This is a genomic window from Mesorhizobium sp. B2-4-18, assembly GCF_006441385.1.
Lineage (GTDB): Bacteria > Pseudomonadota > Alphaproteobacteria > Rhizobiales > Rhizobiaceae > Mesorhizobium > Mesorhizobium australicum.
Map to the genome: position 1 here is coordinate 49,954 of NZ_VFUW01000010.1, position 24,607 is coordinate 74,560.

Annotated in this window: 16 protein-coding genes and 2 pseudogenes; 13 read left to right on the forward strand and 5 right to left on the reverse strand. The window is 64.8% G+C overall.

Annotation, left to right across the window (positions count from 1 at the left end; genetic code table 11):
• The first annotated feature begins 2 nt into the window (after window positions 1-2).
• The 4 genes from FJ527_RS22670 (at window position 3) to minE (ending at window position 4,325) form a co-directional block, all read left to right on the forward strand.
• Window positions 3-2,060 carry a response regulator gene (locus FJ527_RS22670; RefSeq protein WP_140824063.1) on the forward strand — a complete coding sequence of 686 codons (2,058 nt, stop codon included), beginning with the start codon at window positions 3-5 and terminating at the stop codon, window positions 2,058-2,060.
• A gap of 161 nt (window positions 2,061-2,221) precedes the next feature.
• Window positions 2,222-3,073, forward strand: a complete 852-nt coding sequence (gene minC / locus FJ527_RS22675) for a septum site-determining protein MinC (protein WP_140824064.1) — start codon at window positions 2,222-2,224, stop codon at window positions 3,071-3,073.
• Between the two features lie 167 nt (window positions 3,074-3,240).
• Window positions 3,241-4,056 (forward strand): septum site-determining protein MinD, encoded by an 816-nt coding sequence (gene minD, locus FJ527_RS22680; protein ID WP_015316922.1) that lies wholly within the window; start codon window positions 3,241-3,243, stop codon window positions 4,054-4,056.
• The gene (gene minE, locus FJ527_RS22685) at window positions 4,053-4,325 is read left to right on the forward strand and encodes a cell division topological specificity factor MinE (RefSeq protein WP_015316923.1); all 273 of its coding nucleotides are present in this window, start codon (window positions 4,053-4,055) and stop codon (window positions 4,323-4,325) included. The genes minD and minE overlap by 4 nt, the downstream gene beginning before the upstream one ends.
• Before the next feature lie 84 nt (window positions 4,326-4,409).
• Here minE and FJ527_RS22690 read toward each other — a convergent pair whose 3' ends face one another.
• Entirely contained in the window at window positions 4,410-5,057 is a 648-nt protein-coding gene (locus FJ527_RS22690; protein ID WP_342447678.1) for a sulfotransferase family protein, read from the reverse strand.
• 226 nt (window positions 5,058-5,283) lie between these two features.
• Between FJ527_RS22690 and FJ527_RS22695 the strand changes: the two genes are divergently transcribed.
• Window positions 5,284-6,744: a hypothetical protein gene (locus FJ527_RS22695; protein WP_140824065.1), complete on the forward strand. Its 1,461-nt coding sequence runs from the start codon at window positions 5,284-5,286 to the stop codon at window positions 6,742-6,744.
• A 75-nt stretch (window positions 6,745-6,819) separates the two neighbouring features.
• Here the strand turns inward: FJ527_RS22695 and FJ527_RS22700 are convergent, their stop codons facing one another.
• Window positions 6,820-8,061 (reverse strand): ATP-binding protein, encoded by a 1,242-nt coding sequence (locus FJ527_RS22700; protein ID WP_015316926.1) that lies wholly within the window; start codon window positions 8,059-8,061, stop codon window positions 6,820-6,822.
• Window positions 8,058-8,786 (reverse strand): response regulator transcription factor, encoded by a 729-nt coding sequence (locus FJ527_RS22705; protein ID WP_140617985.1) that lies wholly within the window; start codon window positions 8,784-8,786, stop codon window positions 8,058-8,060. Before FJ527_RS22705 ends, FJ527_RS22700 begins: the two co-directional genes overlap by 4 nt.
• Before the next feature lie 220 nt (window positions 8,787-9,006).
• Here FJ527_RS22705 and FJ527_RS22710 point away from each other — a divergent pair, with 220 nt between their 5' ends.
• From FJ527_RS22710 to FJ527_RS22745, 7 genes and pseudogenes are all read left to right on the forward strand, one after another.
• On the forward strand, window positions 9,007-9,708 hold the full coding sequence (locus tag FJ527_RS22710) for a hypothetical protein (RefSeq protein WP_015316928.1): 702 nt from the start codon (window positions 9,007-9,009) through the stop codon (window positions 9,706-9,708).
• Window positions 9,709-9,811: 103 nt separating this feature from the next.
• Window positions 9,812-10,042 carry a hypothetical protein gene (locus FJ527_RS22715; protein WP_246677780.1) on the forward strand — a complete coding sequence of 77 codons (231 nt, stop codon included), beginning with the start codon at window positions 9,812-9,814 and terminating at the stop codon, window positions 10,040-10,042.
• A 278-nt stretch (window positions 10,043-10,320) separates the two neighbouring features.
• Window positions 10,321-11,595, forward strand: a complete 1,275-nt coding sequence (locus tag FJ527_RS22720; protein WP_140617987.1) for an efflux RND transporter periplasmic adaptor subunit — start codon at window positions 10,321-10,323, stop codon at window positions 11,593-11,595.
• Between the two features lie 4 nt (window positions 11,596-11,599).
• Complete coding sequence (locus FJ527_RS22725; RefSeq protein WP_140824066.1) at window positions 11,600-14,755, forward strand: efflux RND transporter permease subunit; 3,156 nt, start codon at window positions 11,600-11,602, stop codon at window positions 14,753-14,755.
• Between the two features lie 44 nt (window positions 14,756-14,799).
• Window positions 14,800-14,987: pseudogene (locus tag FJ527_RS22730) on the forward strand (RND transporter); the annotation flags it as partial.
• 231 nt (window positions 14,988-15,218) lie between these two features.
• On the forward strand, window positions 15,219-16,301 hold the full coding sequence (locus FJ527_RS22735; protein WP_140792425.1) for a histidine kinase dimerization/phosphoacceptor domain -containing protein: 1,083 nt from the start codon (window positions 15,219-15,221) through the stop codon (window positions 16,299-16,301).
• 413 nt (window positions 16,302-16,714) lie between these two features.
• Window positions 16,715-17,593: pseudogene (locus FJ527_RS22745) on the forward strand (DMT family transporter); the annotation flags it as partial.
• A 63-nt stretch (window positions 17,594-17,656) separates the two neighbouring features.
• Here the strand turns inward: FJ527_RS22745 and FJ527_RS22750 are convergent.
• Together FJ527_RS22750 and FJ527_RS22755 are read right to left on the reverse strand one after the other, a co-directional pair.
• The gene (locus FJ527_RS22750) at window positions 17,657-22,066 is read right to left on the reverse strand and encodes an autotransporter outer membrane beta-barrel domain-containing protein (RefSeq protein ID WP_181166449.1); all 4,410 of its coding nucleotides are present in this window, start codon (window positions 22,064-22,066) and stop codon (window positions 17,657-17,659) included.
• Between the two features lie 211 nt (window positions 22,067-22,277).
• Entirely contained in the window at window positions 22,278-23,234 is a 957-nt protein-coding gene (locus FJ527_RS22755) for an AraC family transcriptional regulator (protein ID WP_140824067.1), read from the reverse strand.
• 46 nt (window positions 23,235-23,280) lie between these two features.
• Here FJ527_RS22755 and FJ527_RS22760 point away from each other — a divergent pair, with 46 nt between their 5' ends.
• Window positions 23,281-24,582 carry a PAS domain-containing protein gene (locus tag FJ527_RS22760; RefSeq protein ID WP_224683851.1) on the forward strand — a complete coding sequence of 434 codons (1,302 nt, stop codon included), beginning with the start codon at window positions 23,281-23,283 and terminating at the stop codon, window positions 24,580-24,582.
• Window positions 24,583-24,607: the final 25 nt, after the last annotated feature.

A 24,607-nucleotide genomic window follows, 5' to 3' on the forward strand; every position in this document is an offset into this window, starting at 1 on the left:
CAATGGCGGCGATGGAAGCAGAAAGCAGCGAACCGTTCGAAAAGCTGCGGCCGGTTCGCGTTCTGGCTGTCGACGACGATGCGCGAAATCTCCTTGCCATTGAGGAGGCACTTGACGGGGTCGGGCAGGTGATTTGCGCCCAGTCGGGCGACGAGGCGCTGCGCTTTCTGCTCAAGGACGACTTCGCCGTCATTCTGCTGGATGTGCTGATGCCCGGTCTCGACGGCTACGAAACCGCTTCGCTGATCCGGAGGCGCGAACGTTCGAACGCCACACCGATCATCTTCCTGACCGCCATCAACAAGGAAGAAGCACATATGTTGCGCGGCTATGACGCCGGCGCGGTGGATTATCTGTTCAAGCCATTCGACCCGTCGATGCTGCGGTCCAAGGTCATGGTCTTCGTCGATCTCTATGAAAAGACGAGGGAAATCGAACGGAATGCGGCCAGGGAGCAACTGCTGCTTGAGCGAGCACTGAAGGCGACCTCCGACAAGCTCGATGCCGAGCGGGCGCTGCGGCATTCCGAGGCCCGGCAGGAGACGATCCTCGCCTCGCTGCCGATCTGTTTTCACGCTCGCGCGGCCGCGGCGCCATTCGCCGCAAGCTATGTTTCCAAGGGGGTCGAGCGGTTGACGGGATTTTCTCCGGAGCGGTTCATGTCGGATCCAGATTTCGGCATCAGCCGGGTCCATCCGGCTGATCGGGACGCGGTGACAAGATCGCTTTCGGCCGCCCACGAGACCGGCTCTTATGCGTGCGAGTTCCGCTGGCGATGCGCCAATGAGGAATACCGGATATTCCTCGACCAGGGAGTGGTCGCCAGGGATGGCGCCGGGCTCGAACTGCTGGGCACCATGCAGGACATCACCGAGCAGCGCCACCTGGAAAGCCAATTGCTGCAATCGCAGCGGCTCGATGCGATCGGCAAGCTGACCGGCGGACTTGCCCACGATTTCAACAATCTGCTTGCGGCGATCCTCTCCGGGCTGAGCCTGCTGGAAAGGCAAGTGAGCCTCGACGGCAAGGCGGCCCAGGTTCTCGACATGACGCGCCGCTCCGCTTCCCAGGGCAAGGACCTCATCCAGCGCATGCTCGCCTTTTCAAGGCGCCAGGATCTGAAACCGGTTGCCGTGCGGATGTCGAGCCTGGGAGACACGATGACCGGCCTTGTGGCGCCGATCCTGGGCGGCCTGGTGCGCTTCGACTGGCATGTCGGTGACGACATATGGCCGGTGCATGCGGACCCGGCGCAGCTTGAGCTTGCCTTGATGAACCTGGTCTTCAATGCCCGCGACGCGATGCCTTCCGGCGGGACAATCTGCGTCAGGGCCCACAATCGCAGCGTCGGCCATTCCGGCCAGGGGCTTGCCGCGGGCGACTATGTCAGGCTTGCGGTCGAGGACACCGGGACAGGTATCGCCGCGGATGTCATCAGCAAGGTGATCGAGCCGTTCTTCACGACAAAGCCGATCGGGAAGGGCACGGGTCTGGGCCTCAGCACTGTCTATGGTTTCGCCAAGCAGTCGGGTGGCACGCTCAGGATTGACAGCGAGCTTGGCCACGGCACCACCATGGAGCTCTGGCTGCCCCGTTCACGCGAGGCGCAAGACGTTACCGCCAGGGATGGGCTCGTTTTCGAAGCCAGTGCCGCCAACAATGCCGGCACCGACCTCCCGACGGCGGCCGAGGATCAGTTGCCGACTGTTCTGCTCGTCGACGACAGTCAATCCCTGCGGGAGTTGACGGCGATGTCGCTGCGGCAATCGGGTTTCGACGTGACGGCGTTTTCCGGCGGCGCCCAGGCACTGGCCGCCATCGAAAAGGAACCGGACCGTTTCGACGTCATCGTAACCGACTTCGCCATGCCGCTCATTTCGGGCATCGACGTCATCCGCTTCGCCCGAAGCCTGCGCGCGGATTGGCCGGCACTCATCGTCACGGGCTACGCCGATGCCGAGAAGATCTCGGACCGCCCTCACGACGTGGCGTTGATCAGCAAGCCCTTCGAAGATGCCCATTTGGTAGCAGCCATTCGATCAGCTTCGCGCCGCCGCTGATGTTCTTGCTTCGGGAGGAGCCGCACCTGCCGTCGGTCTTCGCAGGGCGCTCAGCCGACCTTCCAATTTCTCGCACCAGCTGCCGAGTTGCCCTCTCCACGTTAACCATTCGTTAACCATTAACCCCCTAGCGTTTACCTCTCAGTAAGGATTCGCTGGCCGTGACCTTTGCCGCCCCCGTCGAAACAAAATCCATTCGTTTTCGCGCCCGTTCGTTCGTGGCCTTTACGCTCACGCCGGAGGCGCCGATTTCCGCCTGGCTGGAGGGGCTGGATCACTGGATCGGCAATTCGCCGGGGTATTTTGCGGGGCGGCCGGTGGTGCTCGATCTAAACGTGCTGAAGCCCGACGCGGGCGACATCGGGCTGCTGGTTGCTTCGCTCGGTGCACGGGGCATCCGGGTTTATGCCATCGAGCTTGAAGGGGCCTCGCTCGGGCTTGACCTGCCGCCGTTGCTTGGCGGCGCCAAGGAGGCCACCACGGATGGCCTGCTGTCGCAGCCCGGCCGCAAGGGCAAGGCTGAGGCGGCTGATGAAGCCGGCAAGCTGGAAACGGTGTTTTCGGATCGCGGCAAGGATGCCGGCGAAGTCATGGGAGGCGAGGGCAAGGCCGGCGAAGCCAGGGCCGAGGCGGGCAAGGGCAAGGCGGCCAAGGCGGAAGCCGGCGCGATCGAAACTGTCCAGGCCGGCACGCTTATGGTCAAGTCGCCGATCCGCTCGGGTCAGTCGATCTTCCATCCACATGGCGATGTCATCGTTTTGGGCTCGGTCGCGTCCGGCTCCGAAATCATCGCGGCGGGCTCTATCCATGTCTATGGCACCTTACGCGGCCGCGCCATCGCCGGCTCGCAGGGCAACCGCTCGGCACGCATCTTCTGCCGCAAGAACGAGGCGGAGCTGATTTCGGTCGACGGCTGGTACACCACCGCCGAAGAGATGGAAGGCGTCTCGCGCGGCAAGGCCGTGCAGGCCTTCCTCGAAGGCGACATGCTCGCCGTCGTGCCGCTGAACTAGGGCGGCGCGATGCTGACGCCCGGCTTCACGGTTCCGGCCCGGACAAGCGCCGAGGCATCGCCGCGCGCAAGCCTCGGACCGGTTTGGGATGGCATGATGGCAGGCTCTGACAACAGCCGTGCGGCGCACGGCACAACAAACGACAACAGGCAACGGAGGCTTTTTCCATGGGCAAGGTAGTGGTCGTCACATCGGGCAAGGGGGGCGTCGGCAAGACCACCTCGACGGCCGCGCTGGGTGCCGCGGTCGCCAAGACCGGCAAGAAGGTGGCGCTGGTCGATTTCGATGTCGGCCTGCGCAATCTCGACCTGATCATGGGCGCCGAGCGGCGCGTCGTGTTCGACCTCGTCAACGTCATCCAGGGCCAGGCCAAGCTGTCACAGGCGCTGATCCGCGACAAGCGCGTCGACACGCTGTTCCTGCTGCCGGCGTCGCAGACGCGCGACAAGGACGCGCTGACCGAGGACGGCGTCGGCGAGGTGATCGACAAGCTGCGCTCGGTCTTCGACTATGTCTTCTGCGACAGCCCGGCCGGCATCGAGCGCGGCGCGCAGCTCGCCATGCGCTTTGCCGACGAGGCCGTCATCGTCACCAATCCGGAAGTGTCGTCGGTGCGCGATTCCGACCGCATCATCGGTCTGCTCGACGCCCGCACCATGCGCGCCGAACAGGGCGAGCAGATCGCCAAGCATGTGCTGGTCACGCGCTATGACGCGGCGCGCGCCGCGCGGGGAGAAATGCTCTCGATCGACGACGTGCTGGAAATCCTGTCGGTGCCGCTGCTCGGCATCATCCCGGAAAGCCAGGATGTGCTGCGCGCCTCCAACCTCGGTTCGCCGGTGACGCTGTCGGAACCGCTCAACAACGCCGCCAAGGCCTATCTCGAAGCGGCACGGCGGCTTGAAGGCGAAGACTTGCCGGTGGTGGTGCCCTTCGAACGCAAGGGTTTCCTCGACCGTCTGCTCGGAAGGAGGGCCGCATGAGCATCCTCGACCTCTTCAAGCGGCGCACCAGCGCGCCGGTGGCGCGCGAGCGGCTGCAGGTGTTGCTCGCCTATGAGCGCCGCAGCCGTGGCCAGCCCGACCTCGTCTCCATTCTGCGGGAGGAGATCATGGCTGTGATCGCCAAGCATGTGCAGATCGACCAGGACTATCTCCAGGTCTCAATGGAGCGGGGTGAGACCATGTCGACGCTGGAAATCGACATCCAGATCCCCAACAAGAGCGCCGTGCCGCTGGCCATGGCGGGGTAAAAACGGTGCGCCTTTTCCTCGCCCCGCTCCACAGGGGGCGAGGAACCCGGATTGCCGGGCCGGCACCGCCGGTTTTCGTCCAGATCAGTTCAGCGAAAATCTCGACCTGAAGCCCGCGGCGCTGTTGCGATTGGGATAGTCCTGATCCGGTATCGCAACGCCCAGATGAGTGCACAGCGGTTCCCAGCCATCGCCAAGAGCGTGGACCAGCAGCCGCTCCGGTGGCACTTCGGCGTACACCGCACGGACATTGGCTTCGTAGCAGGCAATGGCATGCGCTCGATCGCCGGACCGGCCGCCGAACACCTGCCTGGCGATCAGGGCGAGGCCCAGCGATTCTTGATCGACGCTTTGCTCAAGTCCCGCCGCGATCGTTTTTTCAAAACTTTCCCACCAGCTTTCGGCCGAGCGGTAGGTCAGGATCACCCTGGCATTCGGATAGAATTCGATCAGTTCGCGCCAGTAGTACGCCGAAGGCCAGTCCAGGCAGGAGACATAGCCCGACAGCAGCTGGTTCCAGTCCGGCGCGGCACCTTGGGCCAGCGCACGCCACATCCGTTTCTGCTCCTCGTTGCCGATCACTTCATGCATGTGATGACAGGGGCCGTAGCCGAGAATGGCCAGCGCCTCGCGCATCGAATCCGTGCCCGTTCGGCCAAAGCCGGTTCCGATCACCTTGATCGACATCTCCATCCCCTCCCGTTCGACCTGCAAGCCGTTTGCTGGCAGCATATCAGGCTGCACACCGAATATGCACGAGAAGCGTTGACATCGCCGCGAACGCTACGGTCTGTGCCAGCCCGGGACCCGGCACTGGCTGTCGCGGCGGTGCAAATCCCCAAATGTCTGAAATTTACATTTCCCTAGGGGGGCTTCCCCTGCGGAATAAGCGGATGTAAGGATACATATTAGCAGTTTGTTAAATATCTGGTTTTCTTTGCGTAAGAGGGAGTTCCGTATGAACTTCAAGAGCCTGATCAAGCGTGCTGAAGACGTAGACGACGCACTCCAGGAGTTGCAGGACGATCTGGCGGACGCCCTGGATGCCAGCCTCGACAGCGAATTCGAGGCACCGCCGCAGGGCGACGATATCCCCGATGACGCGTCAACCGTCTCGCCACCCCAAGCCGATGCGGCGCAAGCGGAGGGCGCGGACAATCCCGACGATGCGGGCAACACCGACACCGCCGAAACCACGCCACGACTGACGCCCCATGCCCAGACCCGGCTCGCGGCGTTGAACGCCTTCGAAGGAATGTTCCACGACGCCAGGGATTATCTGGATGAGATCAACGGCAAATTGTCGGAAATCTCGACCTCGCACCATCTGACGCGCGAATTCCTCAACATCCTCCACACCGACATTCTTCGCGCCAATGAGCTGGAGCTCGCAAACGCCGGCCTGATCGCCGAGCAACGAGCGCTGTCGGAAAAGCTGCACGACACGGCGGCGAAGCTGCGCGAGCGTGACAGCACGTGCGAAGTGCTGCAGCAGCGCGAGACAGACCTGGTCCAGGACCGGGATGCGCTTCGCACAGCGCTCGCGGCGGCAAGGCTCGAGCTCGCCGAGATGGGCAATGCCAGCGCCAAACGCGACGCGGAATTCGGCGACATCGCCAACCGGCTGACGGCAAGGACGGTCGAGGCCAACAGGCGCTTGCGCGAGAGCAAGATGCTGCGGGAAAAACATGTCAGCCTGTCGGTCGAACTCGACAAGGTGCTGAAGCGGGAGAGCCAGGCGCGCCACAGGCTGGACGAGCTTTCGGCAGTCCACGCCAGCGAAGCGGCGCGCCTTGCCGAACTGATGGCGGCGCTTGGCAAGAGCGAGAAAGAGGAGATCCGGCTGCAGAAGGCGCTCGAGGCCACACAGGCGAAGCTGGCGGAAAAGACCGAAACGGCCAGCCTGATGGAAGGTGACTGGGAAGCCGAACGGGCTCGCGGCCAGACGGAGATGCGCGGATTGCGGTCCGAGATCCAAGACCTGGAATCGCGGCTGGAGCGGGCCTCGAACGAGAACAGTGCGGCCGCCGCCGAAATCGCCAGGCTCAAGACCGACCTGGACGACGCAGTGGCCGAAAAGAAAATCGCCGATGAAAGATTGTCCGCGCTCACCGACGAGAACGAAGCCGACAAGCTGAGCCTTTCGAAAGCGAACGCCAATCTTTCGCAACTTGCGCTGCAACAGGCATCGGAGGACATACAACGGGATGTCCAGCGGCAGGAATGCGAGGATTTGCGGGCCGAAATCGCGTCGCTCAATGCCCGGATCAAGGAACTGCTGCCCTACGAGCGGCTCCACAAGGCCACTAACGGCAAATCGCGCGAGGGCGAGGTGGTGGAGATCGCTGCCGTGGTGGCCGAGAAAGCCCGTGCAACGGGCAGGCGTCCCATCCGCAGGAATCTGCGCGCCACGTCGTAGCGCGCTTCGCAGACCTCGTTGCTTGGCAGTCCCAGCATTGGGCTGCCTTTCGCGATGTGGACGGGCCTGACCCAATCACACCGCCGCGAACACCACCGTCTGCGCCAGCCCGCCGCCCTGGCGGTTCTCCAGCGTCACGGTGCCGCCGTAGCGCTCGATGATCTCCTTGGCTATGGCGAGGCCGAGGCCGGCGCCTGGAATGGATTGCTGGCGGCCGGGGTCGACGCGGAAGAAGGGCTCGAAGGCCTTGTTGATGAGGTCGGGCGGAATGCCCGGGCCGACGTCCGATATGGAGAGCACGGCGCGCCTGTCGGCGAGGTCGAGCGCGATCGTGCAGGCCTTGCCGTGGGTGGCGGCGTTGACGACCAGATTGCGCACGGCGCGGCGCAGGCCGAGCGCGCCGGCGCGGACCGCAACCCTGTCCAGCTGCCCGATCGAGACGGAATGGCCGAGCGTAACCATCTCGGCAGATATGTCGCGCACCATCTTTTCCAGGTCGAGCGGCTCGACGGCATCCTGGTTCACCTCCTCGCGCACCAGGCGGATGGCGCTGTCGGCGATGCGGTCGAGCTCGTCGAGGTCGTGCAGCCACTTGTCGCGCTCCTCGTCGAGGAATTCGGCGCGCAGCCGCATGCGCGTCATCGGCGTGCGCAGATCGTGGCCGGCGGCGGCCACCAGCCGCATGCGGCTTTCCATGGCGGTCTTCAGCCTGGACGAGAGCTGGTTCAGTGCGTGCGCCGTGGCCTTGACCTCGGCCGAGCCTACCTCCGGCACTGGCGCCAGCACGCCGTCGCTGCCGATCTTGGAGACGGTGGCCTCCAGCATTTCGAGCGGCCGGATCAGCACCGAGGTGAAATAGACAGAGACGGCGGTGGCGCCGGCCACGATCAGCGAGATCCAGCCGGCAAGAACCAGCCATTCGCGCCTGGGCGGGTCGATATGTGCTATTTCGAGGATCGCCCACCGGCTGTCGGGCAGGCGCATCGAGGCACGTTGGCTGGGTTCACCCGGTTTGTCGCTGACGATGGCCAGCACGTCGAAGCCGCGGCGGCGCAGCAGATCATTGAGCATCGCCGTCTCCTGCCGGTCCACCTTGCCATCCGCCGGCCGGTCGCTGAATTGCACTCGCAGCACATCCGGTATCGGCCCCGGCAGCAGCCGCACCACGAGTTCCATCTGCTGGGCAACCCATGGCACGACGAGTTCCGGCGGCGGCCCGCCGCCGCGCACGCTGAGGACCGCCGCCGTCGCCAGGCCGACGACACCGACGATAGAGGCGACCAGCAAAAGGATGAGGCGGCGGCGCAGCGAGTTCACGCCTGCGCCTCCACCGTCTCGACGCGCGCGGTCAGCTGGTAGCCGCCATTGCGCACCGTCTTGAACAGCGGCCCGTCGCCGGTGTCGGTGAATTTGCGGCGCAGCCGGCTCATCAGCACGTCGACCGAGCGTTCGAGCGGGTCGCGCTCGCGGCCTTGCGTGAGATCAAGCAGCTGGTCGCGCGACAGCAGCCGGCCGGGGCGGTCGAGGAACACCTGCAACAGGTCGAATTCGGCGCCGGTGAGATCGACGGCCGCGCCCTGCGCATCCGTCACCTTGCGGGTGTCCGGCTCCAGCCTGTAGCTGGCGAAGCGGTAGGCGCGGGGTGGGGGCGCGGGTGCCGCTTCTTCCGGCGTCGAGCGCCTGAGCACGGCGCGGATGCGGGCGGTGAGCTCGCGCGGGTTGAACGGCTTGCCGAGATAGTCGTCGGCGCCGAGTTCCAGCCCGATGATGCGGTCGACATCCTCCTTCAGCGCCGTCAGCAGGATGACGGGAATATGCGGCTTGCGGTCGCGCAAGCCCCGGCAGATGTCGAGCCCCGAACCATCCGGCAGCATGACGTCGAGCACGGCCAGGTCGAACTGGCCAGTGGCCAGCTTCTGCTCGCATTCGCGCCTGTCGGCCGCCACCGAGACGCGAAAACCCTGGCCGTCGAGATAGCGCCCGAGCAGCGTACGGATTTCGCGGTCGTCGTCGACGACGAGGATGTGGGGTTGTGACTGCATTATCGTGCCCTTGCCCATGATCCCGGGCTTGTCCTGATTATAGGGAGCGCGCGCGCAAGCGGCATGGAAAATTGCAACCCAATGTTTCTGGCCGGGGGATGGAAACATTCGGAAACAAATTGCCCTTTTGCGGAAACCTTCGGCAACATGCCGACGCGAAGCAGACAAACACGCTTCCTATCCTCCTGACGTCCAAAGCAGGGATGAAAGGAATACCGTCATGCGAAGCAGACTTCTTGCGGTCGGCCTGTTTTCCGCCGCCGCCATCCACCCCGCGCTGGCGGCGCAGCCCGACCCGGGCGCGGCGCCAGGCGGGCCGCCGCCTGCCATGGCAATGCAGGATGGAACGGACCATGGCTCGATGCCGCATCCTCCGCAAGGATGGGGTCCGCAGGGTTTTGGCCCGCACAGTTTCGGCCCGCAAGGCTTCGGCCCCCGCCGCGTGGGGCCGCCGCCGGAATTCATGCTGGCCGCCCGGCTCGCCGCGCTCGAAACACGCGTCGGCATCCGCAGCGAACAGCTCGACGCCTGGCGCGACTACACCAGCGCGCTGCAGGCGGTGCTTTCGCCACCGCGGCCGGACCGTGGTCCGGGTGGCACTGGCGGGCCTGGAGGGCCGGATGGCGGGCCGCAGGCGAAAGGCCCCGATGCAGGGCCGGCCGGCAAGCCCGATCCGTTCGCCTTCCAGGAAAGGCTGGCAGACGACGTCACGGCGCGTGCGGCTTCGGCCGCCAAGCTGAAGGACGCGATCGCCGAGCTGCGCGCCAAGCTCACGCCTGAACAGCTCGAAATCCTCGTTTCGGCGGAACGCCCACATGGACCACCCCCCGGTCCATGGGGCGGCCCGCCGAATGACGCAGTCGGTCCGGCAGGCCCGCCCAATGATGGCCCGATGCCGCCGCCCCAGCCCGGGAACGGCTGACAACCGACCGGCTGCGCCGGCCGGCCCCGGTACCCAACCCGTTCCCGGGCCGGCCGGGTTTCCTTCTCCGGGATGGCGGATCGCGCCTTCCCGGATTCACCCCATGCAACAAGGCACGACAATGTGGGAAGCCCTGATGCTGCTGCGGCTGATCGCATCGGCCAGCCCGAAATATTCGTTCGGCCGGCGCATCGATCATGCCGCAAGGCCGCCGGCCTTGCCGGTCGACACGCTGCAAGGCGCGATCCGGCTGGAATTCGCCGCCTGGCGCCTGTCGCTGCCGATCTCGCGGCACGCCGATGGCCACGGAAATCATGACCGCAAGATCGCGTGAGACCTGGCAAGGCGCTTGGCATGTCGGTGCTGATCGGCATAATGGCGCGGAGGGCATCGCGGCCAGCCATCCGATCCTCGGGTGCGCTCCAGCCAGGAAGAAGGAGCGCGACATGAGCCGCTTCGAAGCACCGCTCGACGCCGCCCGCAAGTGGGCGCGACCCCTCGTCACGACATCGTCCGCCTCAAGCCTCACCTGCGACCGCCGGCGTTTGGCCTCGCTTTGCATTGGCCAAAGCCCAGGCGGTCACCGCACCCCCAGCGAAAGATCATTCAGCCATGTCCATGCAGTCTAGGCAGTCCTCCCCGCCAGTTCGCCGGTTCGCGTCCTGGACGGCGCTTGCCGCGGCTCTTCTCCTGGCGGCCTGCTCACAAGAGGGCGGCAAGGCTCCCGCAGGCATGGGCGGCGTCGGCAAACCGGAAGTCGGCGTCGTCACGCTGCATCCGCAATCGGTGGCGATCACAGCCGAACTGTCGGGGCGCACGGCGGCCTCGCTGATCGCCGAGGTGCGTCCACAAGTGAACGGCATCATCCAGCAACGACTGTTCAAGGAAGGCAGCGAGGTGGCGGCGGGACAGCCGCTCTACCTCATCGACCCGGCGAGCTACAAGGCGGCTTATGACAGCGCGGTCGCGGCGCAGCAGAAGGCGGCGGCGGCGGTGCCTACCGCGCAGGCCAAGTTCGACAGATACGCCGGCCTGTTGAAGCAGAACGTTGTTTCCAAACAGGATTATGATGACGCCGCCGCCACGCTTGCGCAGGCGCAGGCGGATGTGGCTTCCGCCAAGGCGAGCGCCGAAACCGCGCGCATCAGCCTCGACCGCACCTCGATCACCGCGCCGATCGCAGGCCGCATCGACAAGTCCACGCTGACACCGGGCGCGCTGGTCACCGCCAACCAGGAGACGGTGCTGACCACGATCCGTTCGCTCGACCCGATCAATGTCGACGTCACGCAGTCGAGCACCAATTTGCTCAACCTGCGCCAGGCGATCTCGGAAGGGCGGCTGAAGTTCAGCGGCCCCAATGTCAGCGTCAAGCTGAAGCTCGAGAACGGCACCATCTACGCGCAGACCGGCAAGCTGGAATTCGCCGGCGCCAATGTCGACCAGACCACCGGCACGTTCGCGCTCAGGGCCGAGTTCCCCAACCCCGACCGCCTGCTTCTGCCGGGCATGTATGTGCGGGCGCTGGTCGAGGAGGGCGTTGCCCAGAACAGTTTTCTCGTGCCGCAGCGCGCCGTCACCCGCAACACGAAGGGTGAGGCGACGGCCATGGTCATCAATGCGCAGGGCAAGGTCGAGACGCGCGTGCTCGCCGTGCGCAACACCGTCGGCAACAGCTGGCTGGTCGACAGCGGCGTGGGCGATGGTGACCGTGTCATCGTCGAGGGCCTGCAGCTCGTGCGCCCCGGCGGCGATGCGACCGGCGTCGAAGTGACGATTGACGAGGCGACCGGTGAGATCAAGGATCGCGGCCAGACCTCCGCCTTGCCGGCCCCATCCAAGGTGGCCAGCACCGGCCGGCAACCCGCCGCGTCGACCGGGAACTGAGACGATGTCAGCATTTTTCATCAACCGGCCGATCTTCGCCTGGGTGATCGCCATCGTGATCATGCTGGGCGGTCTGCTCGCACTCACCACGCTGCCGATCTCGCAATATCCGCAGATCGCGCCGACCACGGTCAATATCAGCGCCACCTATCCGGGCGCGGACGCCCAGACGGTCGAGAACTCGGTGACCAAGGTCATCGAGCAAGGCATGACCGGCATCGACAACCTCGATTACATGACGGCGACGTCGACCTCGACCGGTTCTGCGTCGATCACGCTGACCTTCACCAGTTCGGCCGACCCCGACACCGCCCAGGTGCAGACGCAGAACAAGCTGCAGCTGGTGCAGTCGCAACTGCCGCAGGTAGTGCAGAGCAACGGCATCACCGTCTCCAAATCCTCGACCGGCTTCCTGATGGTCATCGGCTTCGTCTCCAGCGACGGCAAGATGAACTCGACCGACCTCGCCGACTATGTCGACGCCACCGTCAACGACACGCTGAAGCGCGTCGAAGGCGTGGGCTCGACGCAGCTCTTCGGCTCGGGCTATGCGATGCGGATCTGGCTCGACCCCGACAAGCTGGCCAAATACGCGCTGATGCCAAGCGACGTGGCGAGCGCCATCGAGGCGCAGAACACGCAGGTTTCGGCCGGCCAGCTCGGCGGTCTGCCGGCGCGCAAGGGCCAGCAGCTCAACGCCACGGTGACCGCCAAGAGCCGGCTGCAAACCGCCGAACAGTTCCGCAATATCATCCTGAAGAGCCAGACGGACGGCTCGCTGGTCCGCCTCAACGACGTCGCCACCGTCGAACTCGGCGCCGAAAGCTATACGACGCAAGCCAACTACAACGGCAAGCCGGCGGCGGGCGTCGCCGTCAACCTGGCGACCGGTGCCAACGCGATCAGCACCGCCGAAGCGGTGCGCTCGACGATAAACCGGCTGAGCTCGACCTTCCCGCAAGGCGTCGAGGTCGTCTATCCCTACGACACCTCGCCCTTCGTGCGGCTGTCGATCGAGGAGGTGGTCAAGACGCTAGCCGAGGCGATCGTGCTGGTGTTCCTGGTGATGTTCATCTTCCTGCAGAACTTGCGGGCGACGATCATCCCGACCATCGCGGTGCCGGTGGTGCTGCTGGGCACGTTCGGCGTGCTGTCGCTGTTCGGCTATTCGGTCAACACGCTGACCATGTTCGCCATGGTGCTGGCCATCGGCCTGCTCGTCGACGACGCCATCGTCGTGGTCGAGAATGTCGAACGCGTCATGCAGGAGGAAGATCTGTCGCCGAAGGAGGCGACGCGAAAATCGATGAACGAGATCACCGGCGCGCTGGTCGGCATCGCCACCGTGCTGTCGGCGGTGTTCGTGCCGATGGCCTTCTTCGGCGGCTCGACCGGCATCATCTACCGGCAGTTCTCGGTGACCATCGTCTCGGCCATGGTGCTGTCCGTGCTGGTGGCTCTGGTGCTGACGCCGGCATTGTGCGCCACGATCCTGCGGCGGCCGAAGGACCATGCCACGCAGACCGGTCCGTTCGGCTGGTTCAACAGGATGTTCGATCGCGGCACGACGGCCTATCGCGACGGCTCGCACGGCATCATCAACCGGTCGTGGCGATTTCTTGCCATCTTCCTCGCCATCGTCGTCGCCATGGGCTGGATGTTTGCGCGGCTGCCGAGCTCGTTCCTGCCGGAAGAGGACCAGGGCATCCTGATCACCAGCGTGCAATTGCCGGTCGGCGCCACGCAGGACCGCACGGAGCGCGTGCTGAAGCAAGTCACCGACCATTATCTCAACGACGAAAAAGACGCCGTCGACGGGGTCTTCACCGCGTCGGGCTTCGGCTTCGGCGGCGCCGGGCAGAATGTCGGCATCGGCTTCGTGCGGCTGAAGGATTTCGCCCAGCGCAAGTCGGCCGCAATGGCCGCGCAGGCGATCGCCGGCCGCGCCATGGGCGCGTTCTCCAAGATCAGGGATGCGCAGGTCTTCGCGCTGGCGCCCCCGGCCATCCAGGGTTTCGGCAACACCAACGGCTTCGATTTCTACCTGCAGGACGTCAACGGCGCCGGCCATGACGCGCTGATCCAGACGCGCAACCAGCTTCTGGCCTTGGCTGGGCAGAGCAAGGTGCTCGCAAACACGCGTCCCAACGGCCAGGAGGACCAGCCGCAATTCTCGGTCGACATCGACCAGGAGAAGGCGAGCGCGCTGGGCGTCAGCCTTGCCGACATCAACAACACGTTGTCCAGCGCCTGGGGCAGCGATTACGTCAACGACTTCATCGATCGGGGACGGGTGAAGCCGGTCTACATGCAATCGGACGCGAATTTCCGCATGCAGCCGGAGGATCTCGACAAATGGCAGGTCCGCAATTCAAGCGGCGCCATGGTGCCGTTCTCGGCCTTTGCCTCCAGCCACTGGACATTCGGTTCGCCCCGGCTCGAACGCTATAATGGTTCGGCCGCGGTCGAGATTCAGGGCGCGGCGGCAGCGGGCGTGAGCTCGGGTGCGGCGATGGACGAGATCGACAAACTGGTCGCGCAACTGCCGGCCGGCTATTCGCATGAATGGACCGGGCTGTCGCATCAGGAGCGGCTTTCGGGCAACCAGGCGATGTCGCTCTATGCGATCTCGGCCTTGGTCGTGTTCCTGTGCCTGGCCGCGCTCTATGAGAGCTGGTCGATCCCGTTCGCGGTGATGCTGTCGGTACCGATCGGCATCTTCGGCGCGCTGCTGGCGGCAAGCCTGTTCGGCCAGACCAACGACGTCTATTTCAAGGTCGGCCTGCTGACCACGATCGGCCTCGCCGCCAAGAACGCCATCCTGATCGTCGAGTTCGCCATTGAACGGCAGGCGGCCGGCATGGGGCTGGTGGAGGCAACGCTCGAGGCGGCGCGACAGCGGTTGCGGCCGATCCTGATGACGTCGCTGGCCTTCATCCTCGGCGTCACGCCGCTTGCGATCGCCAGCGGCGCCGGCTCGGGCGCGCAGAACTCCGTCGGCATCGGCGTGATGGGCGGCATGATCGCCGCGACCGTGATCGGTGTGTTCCTGGTGCCGCTGCTGTTCGTCACGGTGCGGCGCATCTTCAAGGGCAGGGTGGCCAAACCAGATCCCGGGCAGGATAAGGGCGAAACGCCGGTGACGGCCAACCAGCAGTAAGGGTTCTTCACATGACAGGTTTTTGAACGTGGCTCGGTGGCCGCGAGGCCCAGCGCTCGCTCTACTCGGCCGAGGTTCGCTGTTGCAGAGCCGCGTCCTTCTGGCGACCGACTACATCGCCCTCAACAAGGCGCTCTGCGGCGGCTGGGACGGCGCGGTCGACAGCGCCAGGCCCGAGATCGTCGACGGCAAGACCGGTCCGCGGCTGGCGAAGGTGGCCGGCCAGAGTTGACCGGTTCGGGTTCCTGCAGGGGTTCCAGGCTGGGGAACGCTTGCAATGCGATGCCATCATCAAGGTGAATTATCTTGGCGACGGCCTGGATTTCACCATGGCGCTTCCGTTGCGCGGGACCAGGCCGGCGCGGGCCTAGTCCTGATGCCGGTGAAAGTGGCACTTTTGGCGATAGCTCGCGCATCGCTTCGCTGATATTGGTGGCGTCCAGAAAATTCCTGGATGCAAGAGATGACATCGAATTCAGATAAGGCGGAAACGGTCGAGCAGTTGCTGGAAACGCCCGACCTTGCCAGCGCGCTGGAAAGCGAACAGTTCAAGAAGTTCCTCGACCAGGTGCCGATTGCCATCGCCGTTTCGGACCTCGGCGGGCAGGAACGTGTCGTCTATGCAAATCCGGAGTTCGAGAAACTGTCGGGCTTGAAGGCGGCCAGCCTCGCCCAGAAGCATTGGGCGGCACTTTCCGGCATTGGCCTGCACCAGCAGAAGGACAGCGCGCTGTCCGATGCGGTGGTCGACGGGACCGATTTCGTCGGCACGTTCCGGCTCGAGCGGGCCGAGGACAAGCCTGCGATCGTCGACGTCTATTCCAACGTCATCGAGGATGACAACGGCAAGGCCTGCTTCCGGCTGGTGGCACTGGTCGACGTCTCGGCCCATGGCGAGACCGAAGATGCGCGCTCGATCGAGGAGCGCGTCCGCGAGAAAGACACGCTGCTGCGGGAATTGCAGCACCGGGTGAAGAACAATCTGCAGATGATCACCGCCCTGATCCGCCTCGAAACGCGCAATGCGACCGAGCCGGACCGGAAACGCTTCGAAAGACTGGCCGGCCGCGTCGACGCCTTGGCCATCCTTTATCAAACGCTGTCGGGCGAGGAGCACAAGGAGGAGGTCGATCTCGGCGTCTATCTGAGCCAGATCGCGTCAGCCGTGATGAGTTCGCATGCTGTCGAGGGCATTCGCCTCGACATGAAGGTGGACACCTACCCGGTTTCGATCAACGTTGCCATGCCCACCGGCCTGGTGGTCAACGAATTGCTGACCAATGCGCTCAAGCATGCATTTCGCGGGCGTGACAGCGGCACGATCACGCTGCACAGCGTCGTGAACGGGGATGGCTGTCGCGTCGTCGTCGCCGATGACGGGATCGGGTTGCCGGAAGGCGAGAGCTGGCCCAAGCAAGGCAAGCTCGGCGCGCTCATCGCACAATCGCTGACAGAGAACGCCAAGGCTGAGTTCGACGTGACTTCCAGCGCCGACGAAGGCACCCGGGTCACGATCGTGTTCAAGCGCTCCGCCGCCGCGGCCTAGGGCAATTCCAGGAAACCAACTGGTTAGGGCGGGTTCGGCGTTCTGCCAAATCCAGTCTGGAGCGGCGATCCTGCGCGTGCTGCGCGACGACGGTCCGCAGTCGTGCCGAACTGGCGCGGCGCACGGCGCTTTCGCCCACCACGCTGACCGACTACGGCGCATCTGCTCAGGGCAGGGACCGTCGTCGAACTCAACCAGGCCGCCGCCAGCGACGCGTCCGTGGGCCGGCGGCCATCGGTGTCGCGCCGGTGCCGGATGCCCTGTCGGTGGCGGAATCGCCCTACGGCATCGGCCGCCTCTGGCCGTGCCCCCATCGAGGCATCCGCGCTGTCTCACGACAGCCAGGCCGGTTCATCCTATTGCATTGCTGCCGGGCAGGTTTTCGCCTCGGGGCATGGAGGGATGAAGCACAAGTGACATCAATGCCGGTTGCCAGCCGCGAAGCCGCACCCTTGCCGGTCGCGGCGCTGATGGGCGCCATGGTGTCGATCCAGATCGGCGCCACCTTCGCCAAGACGCTGTTTCCGGTGATCGGCGCGCAAGGCACGACGACGCTCAGGCTGGTCATCGGCGCGCTGATGCTGATCGCGGTGCTGCGGCCCTGGCAGGTACGGCCGTCGCGCGCCACCATGCCGTGGCTCGTCGCCTATGGGGTGACGCTGTGCGCGCTCAACCTTCTGTTCTACGCGGCACTTGCCAGGATCCCGCTTGGCGTCGCGGTAGCGCTGGAGTTTTCCGGTCCGCTGCTTGTGGCGACCCTGACCTCTCGGCGGGCCAGCGACTTCGCCTGGATCGCGCTTGCGGTAGCCGGCATCGTGCTGTTGTCGCCCTTCATCCACTCGCTAAAGCCGCTCGACCCGATCGGCGTGATGCTGGCGCTGGCGGCCGGCGGGTTCTGGGCGCTCTACATCGTTCTGGCGCAGAAGGCGGGCGCGGAACTCGGCACCCGCACCACCGCCTATGGCATGGCGATCGCCGCTGTGCTGGTGCTGCCCTTTGGCATTGCCGAGGCGGGAAGCGGCCTGCTCGCGCCGTCGATCCTGGTCAGCGCGTTGCTCGTCGGCCTGTTCTCCAGCGCGCTGCCGTTCTTCCTGGAAATGGTGGCGCTGACCCGCATGCCGGCGCGCATCTATGGCACGCTGACCTGCCTCGAGCCGGGGCTCGGCGCGCTGGCCGGTTTCCTGTTCCTGCGGGAAAGCCTGACCACGCCGCAACTGGCCGGCATCGCCGCCGTGATCGTGGCCGCCGCCGGCACCGCGCTGACCTCGAAACCGCCGGTGCCGTCGCCGGAGCAGGGGACAGACGCCAGGACCGCCCGCGACGTCAATTTGGCGCGAGCCGGCGGCCTGTTGTCGTCAGAACTTGACGCTGAGGTTTGCCTTGGCGCCGTTGTCGACGGCGCCACCACCGAACTGCCCGGAATAGGACAGGCCGAGCGTGGCATTGGGCGACATTTTCATGTCGACGCCGGCTTCGATTACCGCCGCGTTCCTGGCGATCGGTATGCCGGCGATGGTGAAGGCGTCGCCGCCGGCGAAGGCGAAACTTGAAGTCGGCGTGACGTCGCCGAAAGCGTGGCGCCAGCCGAGCATGCCGCGCGCGGTGGCATTGACGCCGCCAAGCCCAAAATCGGTCGAGCCGCGCAAGCCGAGCGTGGCGAAGGTGACGTTGCTGCTCGCGCCAGCGCTGGTCAAGGCCGCCGCACCGCCGGTTTCGCTGAAGCCTTCAGTGTGCAGGCTGACATAAGCGAGGTTGGCGAAGGGTTCGAACTTGAAGGCCCCGCTGGTCTCGGCCTTGTAGGCGAGATCGCCGAACATCTGCGCGGTGCCCGCATCGTAGTTGGCCGAGAGCTGATCGGCAAAACCGGTGAAGGCGACGGAGCGCTTGGTCGAGAGGCTGCTCCAGCTGTAGGCCGCACCGGTGCGGAAGGCGATGGCGCCCCAATTGGTGCCGCCATAGAGGCCGAGATGGTAGCTGTCGCTCTTGCCGGAGGAATTGCGATCGTCGGCGTTGAAGGAGGAATGGCTGTAGCCGCCGAGAACACCGACGCGCCAGCCGCCGACCAAAGTGTCGGCGCCGGCCAGCAGGCCGCCGGTCGAGCGGTCGAAGGCGGCGGCGTTGCCGTCGCTGTCGCTACTGCCCGTGGAACCGAACGCCTGGCCCCAGACGGCGAAGCGATCGGTATCGGCGGCGACCATCTCGGGGCCGCCCTCGCCATAGGCCATGACCGGAAGTGCCGCCGCGCCGGCATCGCCGAAGGCGGCAGCGATGCGGCTGTTGGCGGCGTCGCGAACGAAGCGGGAGTCCTCGATCAGCAGGCCCTTGGCCGAGGCATGGATTTCGCCGGAAAGCTGGTCGAAAGCGTCCTGGGCGGCTGCCTCGCTCGACAAGGCAAAGATGGCATCGAAGAGCGGATTGCCGGCGCCAAGGCTTTCGGCGCCGCCGCCGGTGGCGATCTGGTTCGGCGTCAGGCCTACACTGGCAAAGCTTGCCTTGGCCAGGTTGAGATAGACATTGTTCGCGTCATAGGTGAGCGTCGGCGCAATGAAGATCGAGCCGTCTTCGAGACTGGCCTTGTCGAAGGTGCCGGTGACACCGCCTGCCGCCGTGACGATCGTATAGGTCGTGCCGGTCGCATAATCCGGATAGGGTATGACGTCGACCGTGCCGCCGCCAATCGTCACCGTACCGGTGGCGTTGATCCGATCGGATGTGCCGCCGATTTCGACTTCAACTGCGTAAGTCGAACCGGCCGAGAAGGCTGTGTTGCTAACATTGATCGTGCCGATCGAATTGCCCGGTGCAAAGGTGCCGCCCGAAGCAATGGTCACAATGCCTACCGTGCCCGACCCGCCAAGCAGGCCGCCGGTGACATTTATCGCGCCGCCGAGCGAGCCGTTGACATAGAGGCCGCCGCCGAGAACGTTCGTCGTCCCGGTGAAGCCGGAGGAATTACTGGTCAACTTGGTGTTGCCGGCGATCTGGTTGATCGTCCCCAGTCCGCTGATCGCCGAAGCGAAGCCATTGTTCGCGCTGGTATGGTTGAAATTGAGCGTGCCGGTGCCGGAGCCGAACTGCAACGTTGCCGAATCGAGGACGCCGGCGCCCGCCGCCGCGGAGCCCGCCGCGCCGCCGATGTTAAGCGCGCCGACAGAGCCGGCCTGGCTGGCGATCACGGTAGAGCCGTCCACCAGAGCGGTGCCGCCGTTGGAGAGCGTCACCGAAGCAGTGCCGCCGAACCCGATATCCAGGTCGCCGTGCATCTCCCACAGTGAGGCCGGGCCATCAACGGTTGCCTGGCCGGTGGCACCGGCGGCGAACGCCATGTAGGTGCCGCCGCCGGATGCGACGCCGCCATTGGTGACGGCAAGAGTGCCGATTCCCAGACCGCCAAGGTACATGCCGTTCTTGTTGGTCCATTTCGAGCCCACGCCGTCGACGGTAACCGCACCGGTGGCTGTCGCCGCCTGGCCGACAAAGACGGAATCTGCATCCGCTGAACCGCCGCTGGAGATGGAAAGTGCCGCGTGACCGGCGCTTCCCAGGATAAGATTGTCATCGGTGCTCCAGGAGGATCCCGCCCCGTCCACCGTCACGGTGGCGGTTGCGGTTTCAAACACTGCGAGGAGCGCGGCCTGGTTGAGGACATGGCCGCCATCTGCCACCTGGAGCGTGCCGGCGCCCTTGAAACCGAGGAACAGGTCGCCGGAATTCGTCCAGCTCGAACCCGGTCCATCGACCGTGACGGTGCCCATGGACCCGACGTCGTAGCCCGCAGAGCCAGTCTGGTTGCTAACGGCGCCGCCATTGGTGATGTCGAGCGTGCCGGTTCCTGATTGGCCGACAATGAGTTCGCCCGTATTCGCCCAGGTTGAGCCGGTGCCGTCCACCGTCGCCGTCCCGGTCGAGCCCGCGGCATATCCGAGATAGCCAGCAAGGTTGCTCACGCCGCCACCGTTCGTGACAACTAGCGTGCCCGTGCCCGCAACCCCAACCTTGAGGTTTCCGCTGTTGGTCCAGGTCGAGCCTGCACCGTCGACCATTGCCGTGCCCGTCGAGGCCGCCTCGAAGCCAACGTAGCCCATGGCATTGCTGACTGCGCCACCGTTCAGGATTTTCAGCGTGCCAGTGCCTCCATCGCCGACATAGAAGTCGGAACTGCTTGTCCAGGTCGAGCCCGCACCGGTGATAGTGGCAAACCCCGTCGAGCCCGCCATGGTGCCCACAGCGCCCACAGTGTCGCTGACCGCGCCGCCGTTCGAGATCGTCAGCGTGCCCGTGCTGAGACCCCCGAGGTAGAGATTCCCGCTATTTGTCCACTTTGATCCCGTGCCGTCGACGAACACTTCGCCAGCCGAGCCCGCCGAGTTGCCGACAAAGCCCCAGGCGTTGGTGACGGCGCCGCCATTGCTTATCGCCAAAGTGCCGGCGCCGAAATCGCCAATACTCAGGTTTCCGCTGTTGGTCCAGGTCGAGCCGGCGCCGTCGACGAACGCCATGCCGATGGAGCCCGTCTTCGCGCCGACAGCGGCCCAGGTGTTGCTGACCACGCCGCCGTGAGTGATCCCCAGTGCGCCGTTACCCAAATTGCCCACAATCAGGTTGGAGCTGTTTGTCCAGATCGAGCCGGCGCCATCGACGAACGCGATGCCGGTCGAGCCCGTCTGCGCGCCGATCATACCGATGGTGTTGCTGACCGCGCCGCTATTCGAGACCGTCAGCGTACCCTGGCCCTGGAAGCCGATGAAGAGGTCCGAAGTGTTGGTCCAGGCCGAGCCGACGCCGTCGACCGCCACCAGGCCCTTGGAGCCCGCGGCATAGCCGGCATAGCCCACCGAACTGGTGACCGCGCCGCCATTCGTGACCGTCAGCGCGCCGAAGCCCGCGTTCCCGACCGCAAGGGCCGCGTTCGCCCAGGTCGAGCCAGCACCGTCGACAGTTGCCGTGCCACTGGAGCCCGCCAGGTTGCCCAGGATACCGCTCAGATTGCTGACCTTGCCGCCGTTCGAGATTTTCAGCGCACCGGTGCCCTGATCGCCGACGTATAGGTGGGAGGAGTTTGTCCAGGTCGAACCCGCTCCGTCGACCGTCACCGTGCCGGTGGAGCCTACATGCCAACCGATGGTGCCCATGGCATTGCTGACCACGCCGCCATTGGTGATGTCCAGCGTGCCTGTGCCAAATTCGGCGATATAAAGATCTCCGCTGTTGGTCCATGTCGAGCCCGGGCCGTCCACCGTTACGGTGCCGGTGCCCGGGCCGTAGCCGACATGACCCACTTTGTCGCTCACAGCGCCGCCGCTGGAGATCGTCAAGGTGCCGTTGCTGTTCGTACCCAAGGCAAGGAAAAGGTCCGAACTGTTGCTCCAGACGGAGCCTGCTCCAGTGACGCTCACGGTGCCGCTCGCGTCCGAAGCGTAGCCGAGATAGCCGGCAGTGTCGGAGAGGGTGCCGCCATTGGTGATCGTCAGCGAGCCCGAGTAACTCGAAATGGTGCCGACAAACAGATAATGAGCGGCCGCATTCGCCGCATTGACCACGGTCGGGTGCGGGAACACCGGATCGAGCATGACATCGTCGCTCGATGTCGGAACAGCGGCGGGGTTCCAGTTTCCGGCGGTAAACCAATCCGTGGAGGCGGCGCCGGTCCAGATCTCGGCTGCCGATGCGGGGATCGGCAGGCCAAGGCAGACCAGTGCCGTCGACGCCAGCGCCAGGTTTTTCAATGCGTTGGCCTTGCGGCCTCCAAATGCATTCCGCGGCATTCGATCCCCTGACATGACAGTCGTTTCACCCTGAGGCTGACATGTCATTGGAGCCCGGCCTTGTCTTGGGCAGGGCCGCACCGGAATTGGACTGGAGTGAAAAGCAGCGTGTTTTGCGCGCATTGTGGCAGTTCGGCGTCATCGGTGGCGCAAGCCGCTGCGGAACGGCCTCGCACGGGCGGTACCGGACTGCTGGCGAAGGCTGCAAAACTTATCTGGCGCTTGTCGGCGTATAGCCGAAACGGCGACGAAAGCAGCGGTTGAAGTACGATACGTCGCTGAATCCGCTTGTCAGGGCGATGTCACTGACCCGCATGTCGCTGTGTTTGTGCGAGAGCATCCTGTGGGCGCTCTGCAGACGCAGTTCGAGAACGCGTTCGGAGAAGCTCATTCCCGTCTCCTGAAGGAGGTCGTGGACGTAGCGCACCGACAGGCCGAGTTGTAGAGCGACACTTTGGGCGGAGATGCCGGGGTCGATAAAATCCTCGGCGATCCTTGCGAGGACGGCCTCCAGCCTGGCAGCGCGCAGGCCCCGAAGCCCGGCCAGTTCGGCAGCCCGACCTTTTGCGCCGGTCGCCAGGCCGATCAGATCCACGATCGTGTCCGTCGCGTGCGTGATCAGATCCGCGGAGGCAAGCGGGCTGCCGCTTTCAAGAAGCAGGCAATAGCGTTTGAGAAGCTCGAGGGCTTCGCTGTCGGCGCCGATCTTCAGCCCCAGCCTGTCATCGATCTGCGGGAAGGCGCGCAGGAGGATCGCGCGTGGGACCACCACATTCGTCCAGACATTGCTGTCGGCACCGTTCATTTTCAGAGCTTCCGATGCGGTGACAAGCACGGCCTCTCCCCGGCCGACGGCATATTCGCGGCCGGCATGTACCCCTGACAGCATGGTGTTGGCCTTGTTGATCATCAGCAGATAGCCGTCCTTGTCGTCATTGGCGATGTTGCTCGCTTTGCGTGTGGCATGCTTGACGGGTCCGGACATCTGGCCGAGAACCGCTGAACCGACGGCCGTGGCTTCGATGGCTTCGAAGTGCAGGTTTTCCGGACTGTCGTATTCGGCCGACCGTATTTCCGCGACAGGGATGTCTTGCCACGGGGAAAATCGTTCTCGTTCATCAAGATGCGGTGGCAACCGAGCCGATGAAAGCACCGTCTTTCGCGACAATGGGAAACCTCGACAACTGTCCACGGCTTAAAAAATATCGAACGCGATGCTTTCCATTGCGACAATAACCGGCAACAGTGGCGGCCCGGCGTTCAAGCGACCAAGTTCAACCCATAGTCGAGAGCGGCCGCGACTTGCGTCATCCAAAAGTATGATGTCACAAATTCCTCCGAGGCGAGATCGGGGCGTGCCTGGAGGTGTGATGGAAAGGCTGAGCAGCGAAGTCCTGAGTTCAATTATCGGCGATATCTACGATTGCGTTTTGAACCCGGAAGGCTGGGCCGGAGTCATGACCCGCGTCACGAAAGCTGTCGACGCGGCCTATACCACCATCGCGCTTGCCGGCACCGCCCATAATAGTGGCCGTTTCGCGGCTCAGTCGCCCTGGGATCCCGTACGGATGCGGGCCCTCGAGGAAGACTATGACTTTGATGGAATTCCCGGGCTGAAGGCAGCGGTCGTCGGCGATGTCGACCGGCCCGTTGCGACGCTGTCGCTCATGAGCGAAAGCGAACTCCAACTGACGCCGTTTTTTCAGAACTGGGCCAAACCGCAGGGACTGCGCGAGGCTTGCATCACCAAATTCGTTCATACGCCGGACCGAATCGGGCTTCTGGGCTGCACCACGCGAGCCAGCAGGGGAGGCATCTCGATCGAAGAGCAGCATTTCCTGGCATTGCTCTCGCCGCATCTGCGCCGTGCTTCGCTGATCGGCGATCTGCTCGACCAGGGCCGCATCACCATCGATCTTTATCGTCAGGCGCTCGATCATTTGGCTGTGCCTGTCGTGCTTACCCACGCCAATGGAGCAATCCTCCATGCGAATGCGGCCGCCGAACAGATGTTTTCGGTGCAGGGGCCCATTCTCTCCAGGAACGGCCTGCTCCAGGCACAGAATCGGGTGGTGGCCCGCGCCCTGCTCGACGCGATCGCCAGCACGGCGAGCGCGGATGCCTCGCTTGGCGCGCGCGGCATAGGGCTGCCGGTTTCGGCCCAAGGCCAGCCGCCCGCCGTTGCCTATGTGTTGCCGTTGACTGAAGGAACGGCGCGCGCGGTTTTCCGGCCGGCATGCGCGGCTGTGTTCATATCGACGACGACATCGGCTTCTCCCCTCCCGGAGGCCGTTCTGACCACGCTGTTCGATCTTACGCCCTCGGAGGCGCGGGTGCTGCTGCGGATCGGCAGCGGATTGTCAGCGTCCAAGAGCGCGTTGGCGCTCGGCATTGGCGAAAACACCTTGAAGACCCACCTCAACCGAATCTTTGCCAAAACCGGCACGAGACGCCAAGCCGACCTCGTCAAACTCGTGTCGGACATCGGCATGCCGCTGGCGGCTCATGGGCCCTGAAGCGCGCAGTCTCTACCGCGAGCGG

Bases quoted from the DNA above. Each gene is read 5' to 3' on its own strand.
- FJ527_RS22715 (WP_246677780.1), top strand. From the start codon at position 9,812: ATGCAACAAGGCACGACAATGTGGGAAGCCCTGATGCTGCTGCGGCTG.
- FJ527_RS22670 (WP_140824063.1), top strand. From the start codon at position 3: ATGGCGGCGATGGAAGCAGAAAGCAGCGAACCGTTCGAAAAGCTGCGG.
- FJ527_RS22720 (WP_140617987.1), top strand. From the start codon at position 10,321: ATGTCCATGCAGTCTAGGCAGTCCTCCCCGCCAGTTCGCCGGTTCGCG.
- minE (WP_015316923.1), top strand. From the start codon at position 4,053: ATGAGCATCCTCGACCTCTTCAAGCGGCGCACCAGCGCGCCGGTGGCG.
- FJ527_RS22710 (WP_015316928.1), top strand. From the start codon at position 9,007: ATGCGAAGCAGACTTCTTGCGGTCGGCCTGTTTTCCGCCGCCGCCATC.
- FJ527_RS22705 (WP_140617985.1), bottom strand. From the start codon at position 8,786: ATGCAGTCACAACCCCACATCCTCGTCGTCGACGACGACCGCGAAATC.
- FJ527_RS22750 (WP_181166449.1), bottom strand. From the start codon at position 22,066: ATGCCGCGGAATGCATTTGGAGGCCGCAAGGCCAACGCATTGAAAAAC.
- FJ527_RS22735 (WP_140792425.1), top strand. From the start codon at position 15,219: ATGACATCGAATTCAGATAAGGCGGAAACGGTCGAGCAGTTGCTGGAA.
- FJ527_RS22690 (WP_342447678.1), bottom strand. From the start codon at position 5,057: ATGCTGCCAGCAAACGGCTTGCAGGTCGAACGGGAGGGGATGGAGATG.
- FJ527_RS22695 (WP_140824065.1), top strand. From the start codon at position 5,284: ATGAACTTCAAGAGCCTGATCAAGCGTGCTGAAGACGTAGACGACGCA.
- FJ527_RS22725 (WP_140824066.1), top strand. From the start codon at position 11,600: ATGTCAGCATTTTTCATCAACCGGCCGATCTTCGCCTGGGTGATCGCC.
- FJ527_RS22760 (WP_224683851.1), top strand. From the start codon at position 23,281: ATGCTTTCCATTGCGACAATAACCGGCAACAGTGGCGGCCCGGCGTTC.
- minD (WP_015316922.1), top strand. From the start codon at position 3,241: ATGGGCAAGGTAGTGGTCGTCACATCGGGCAAGGGGGGCGTCGGCAAG.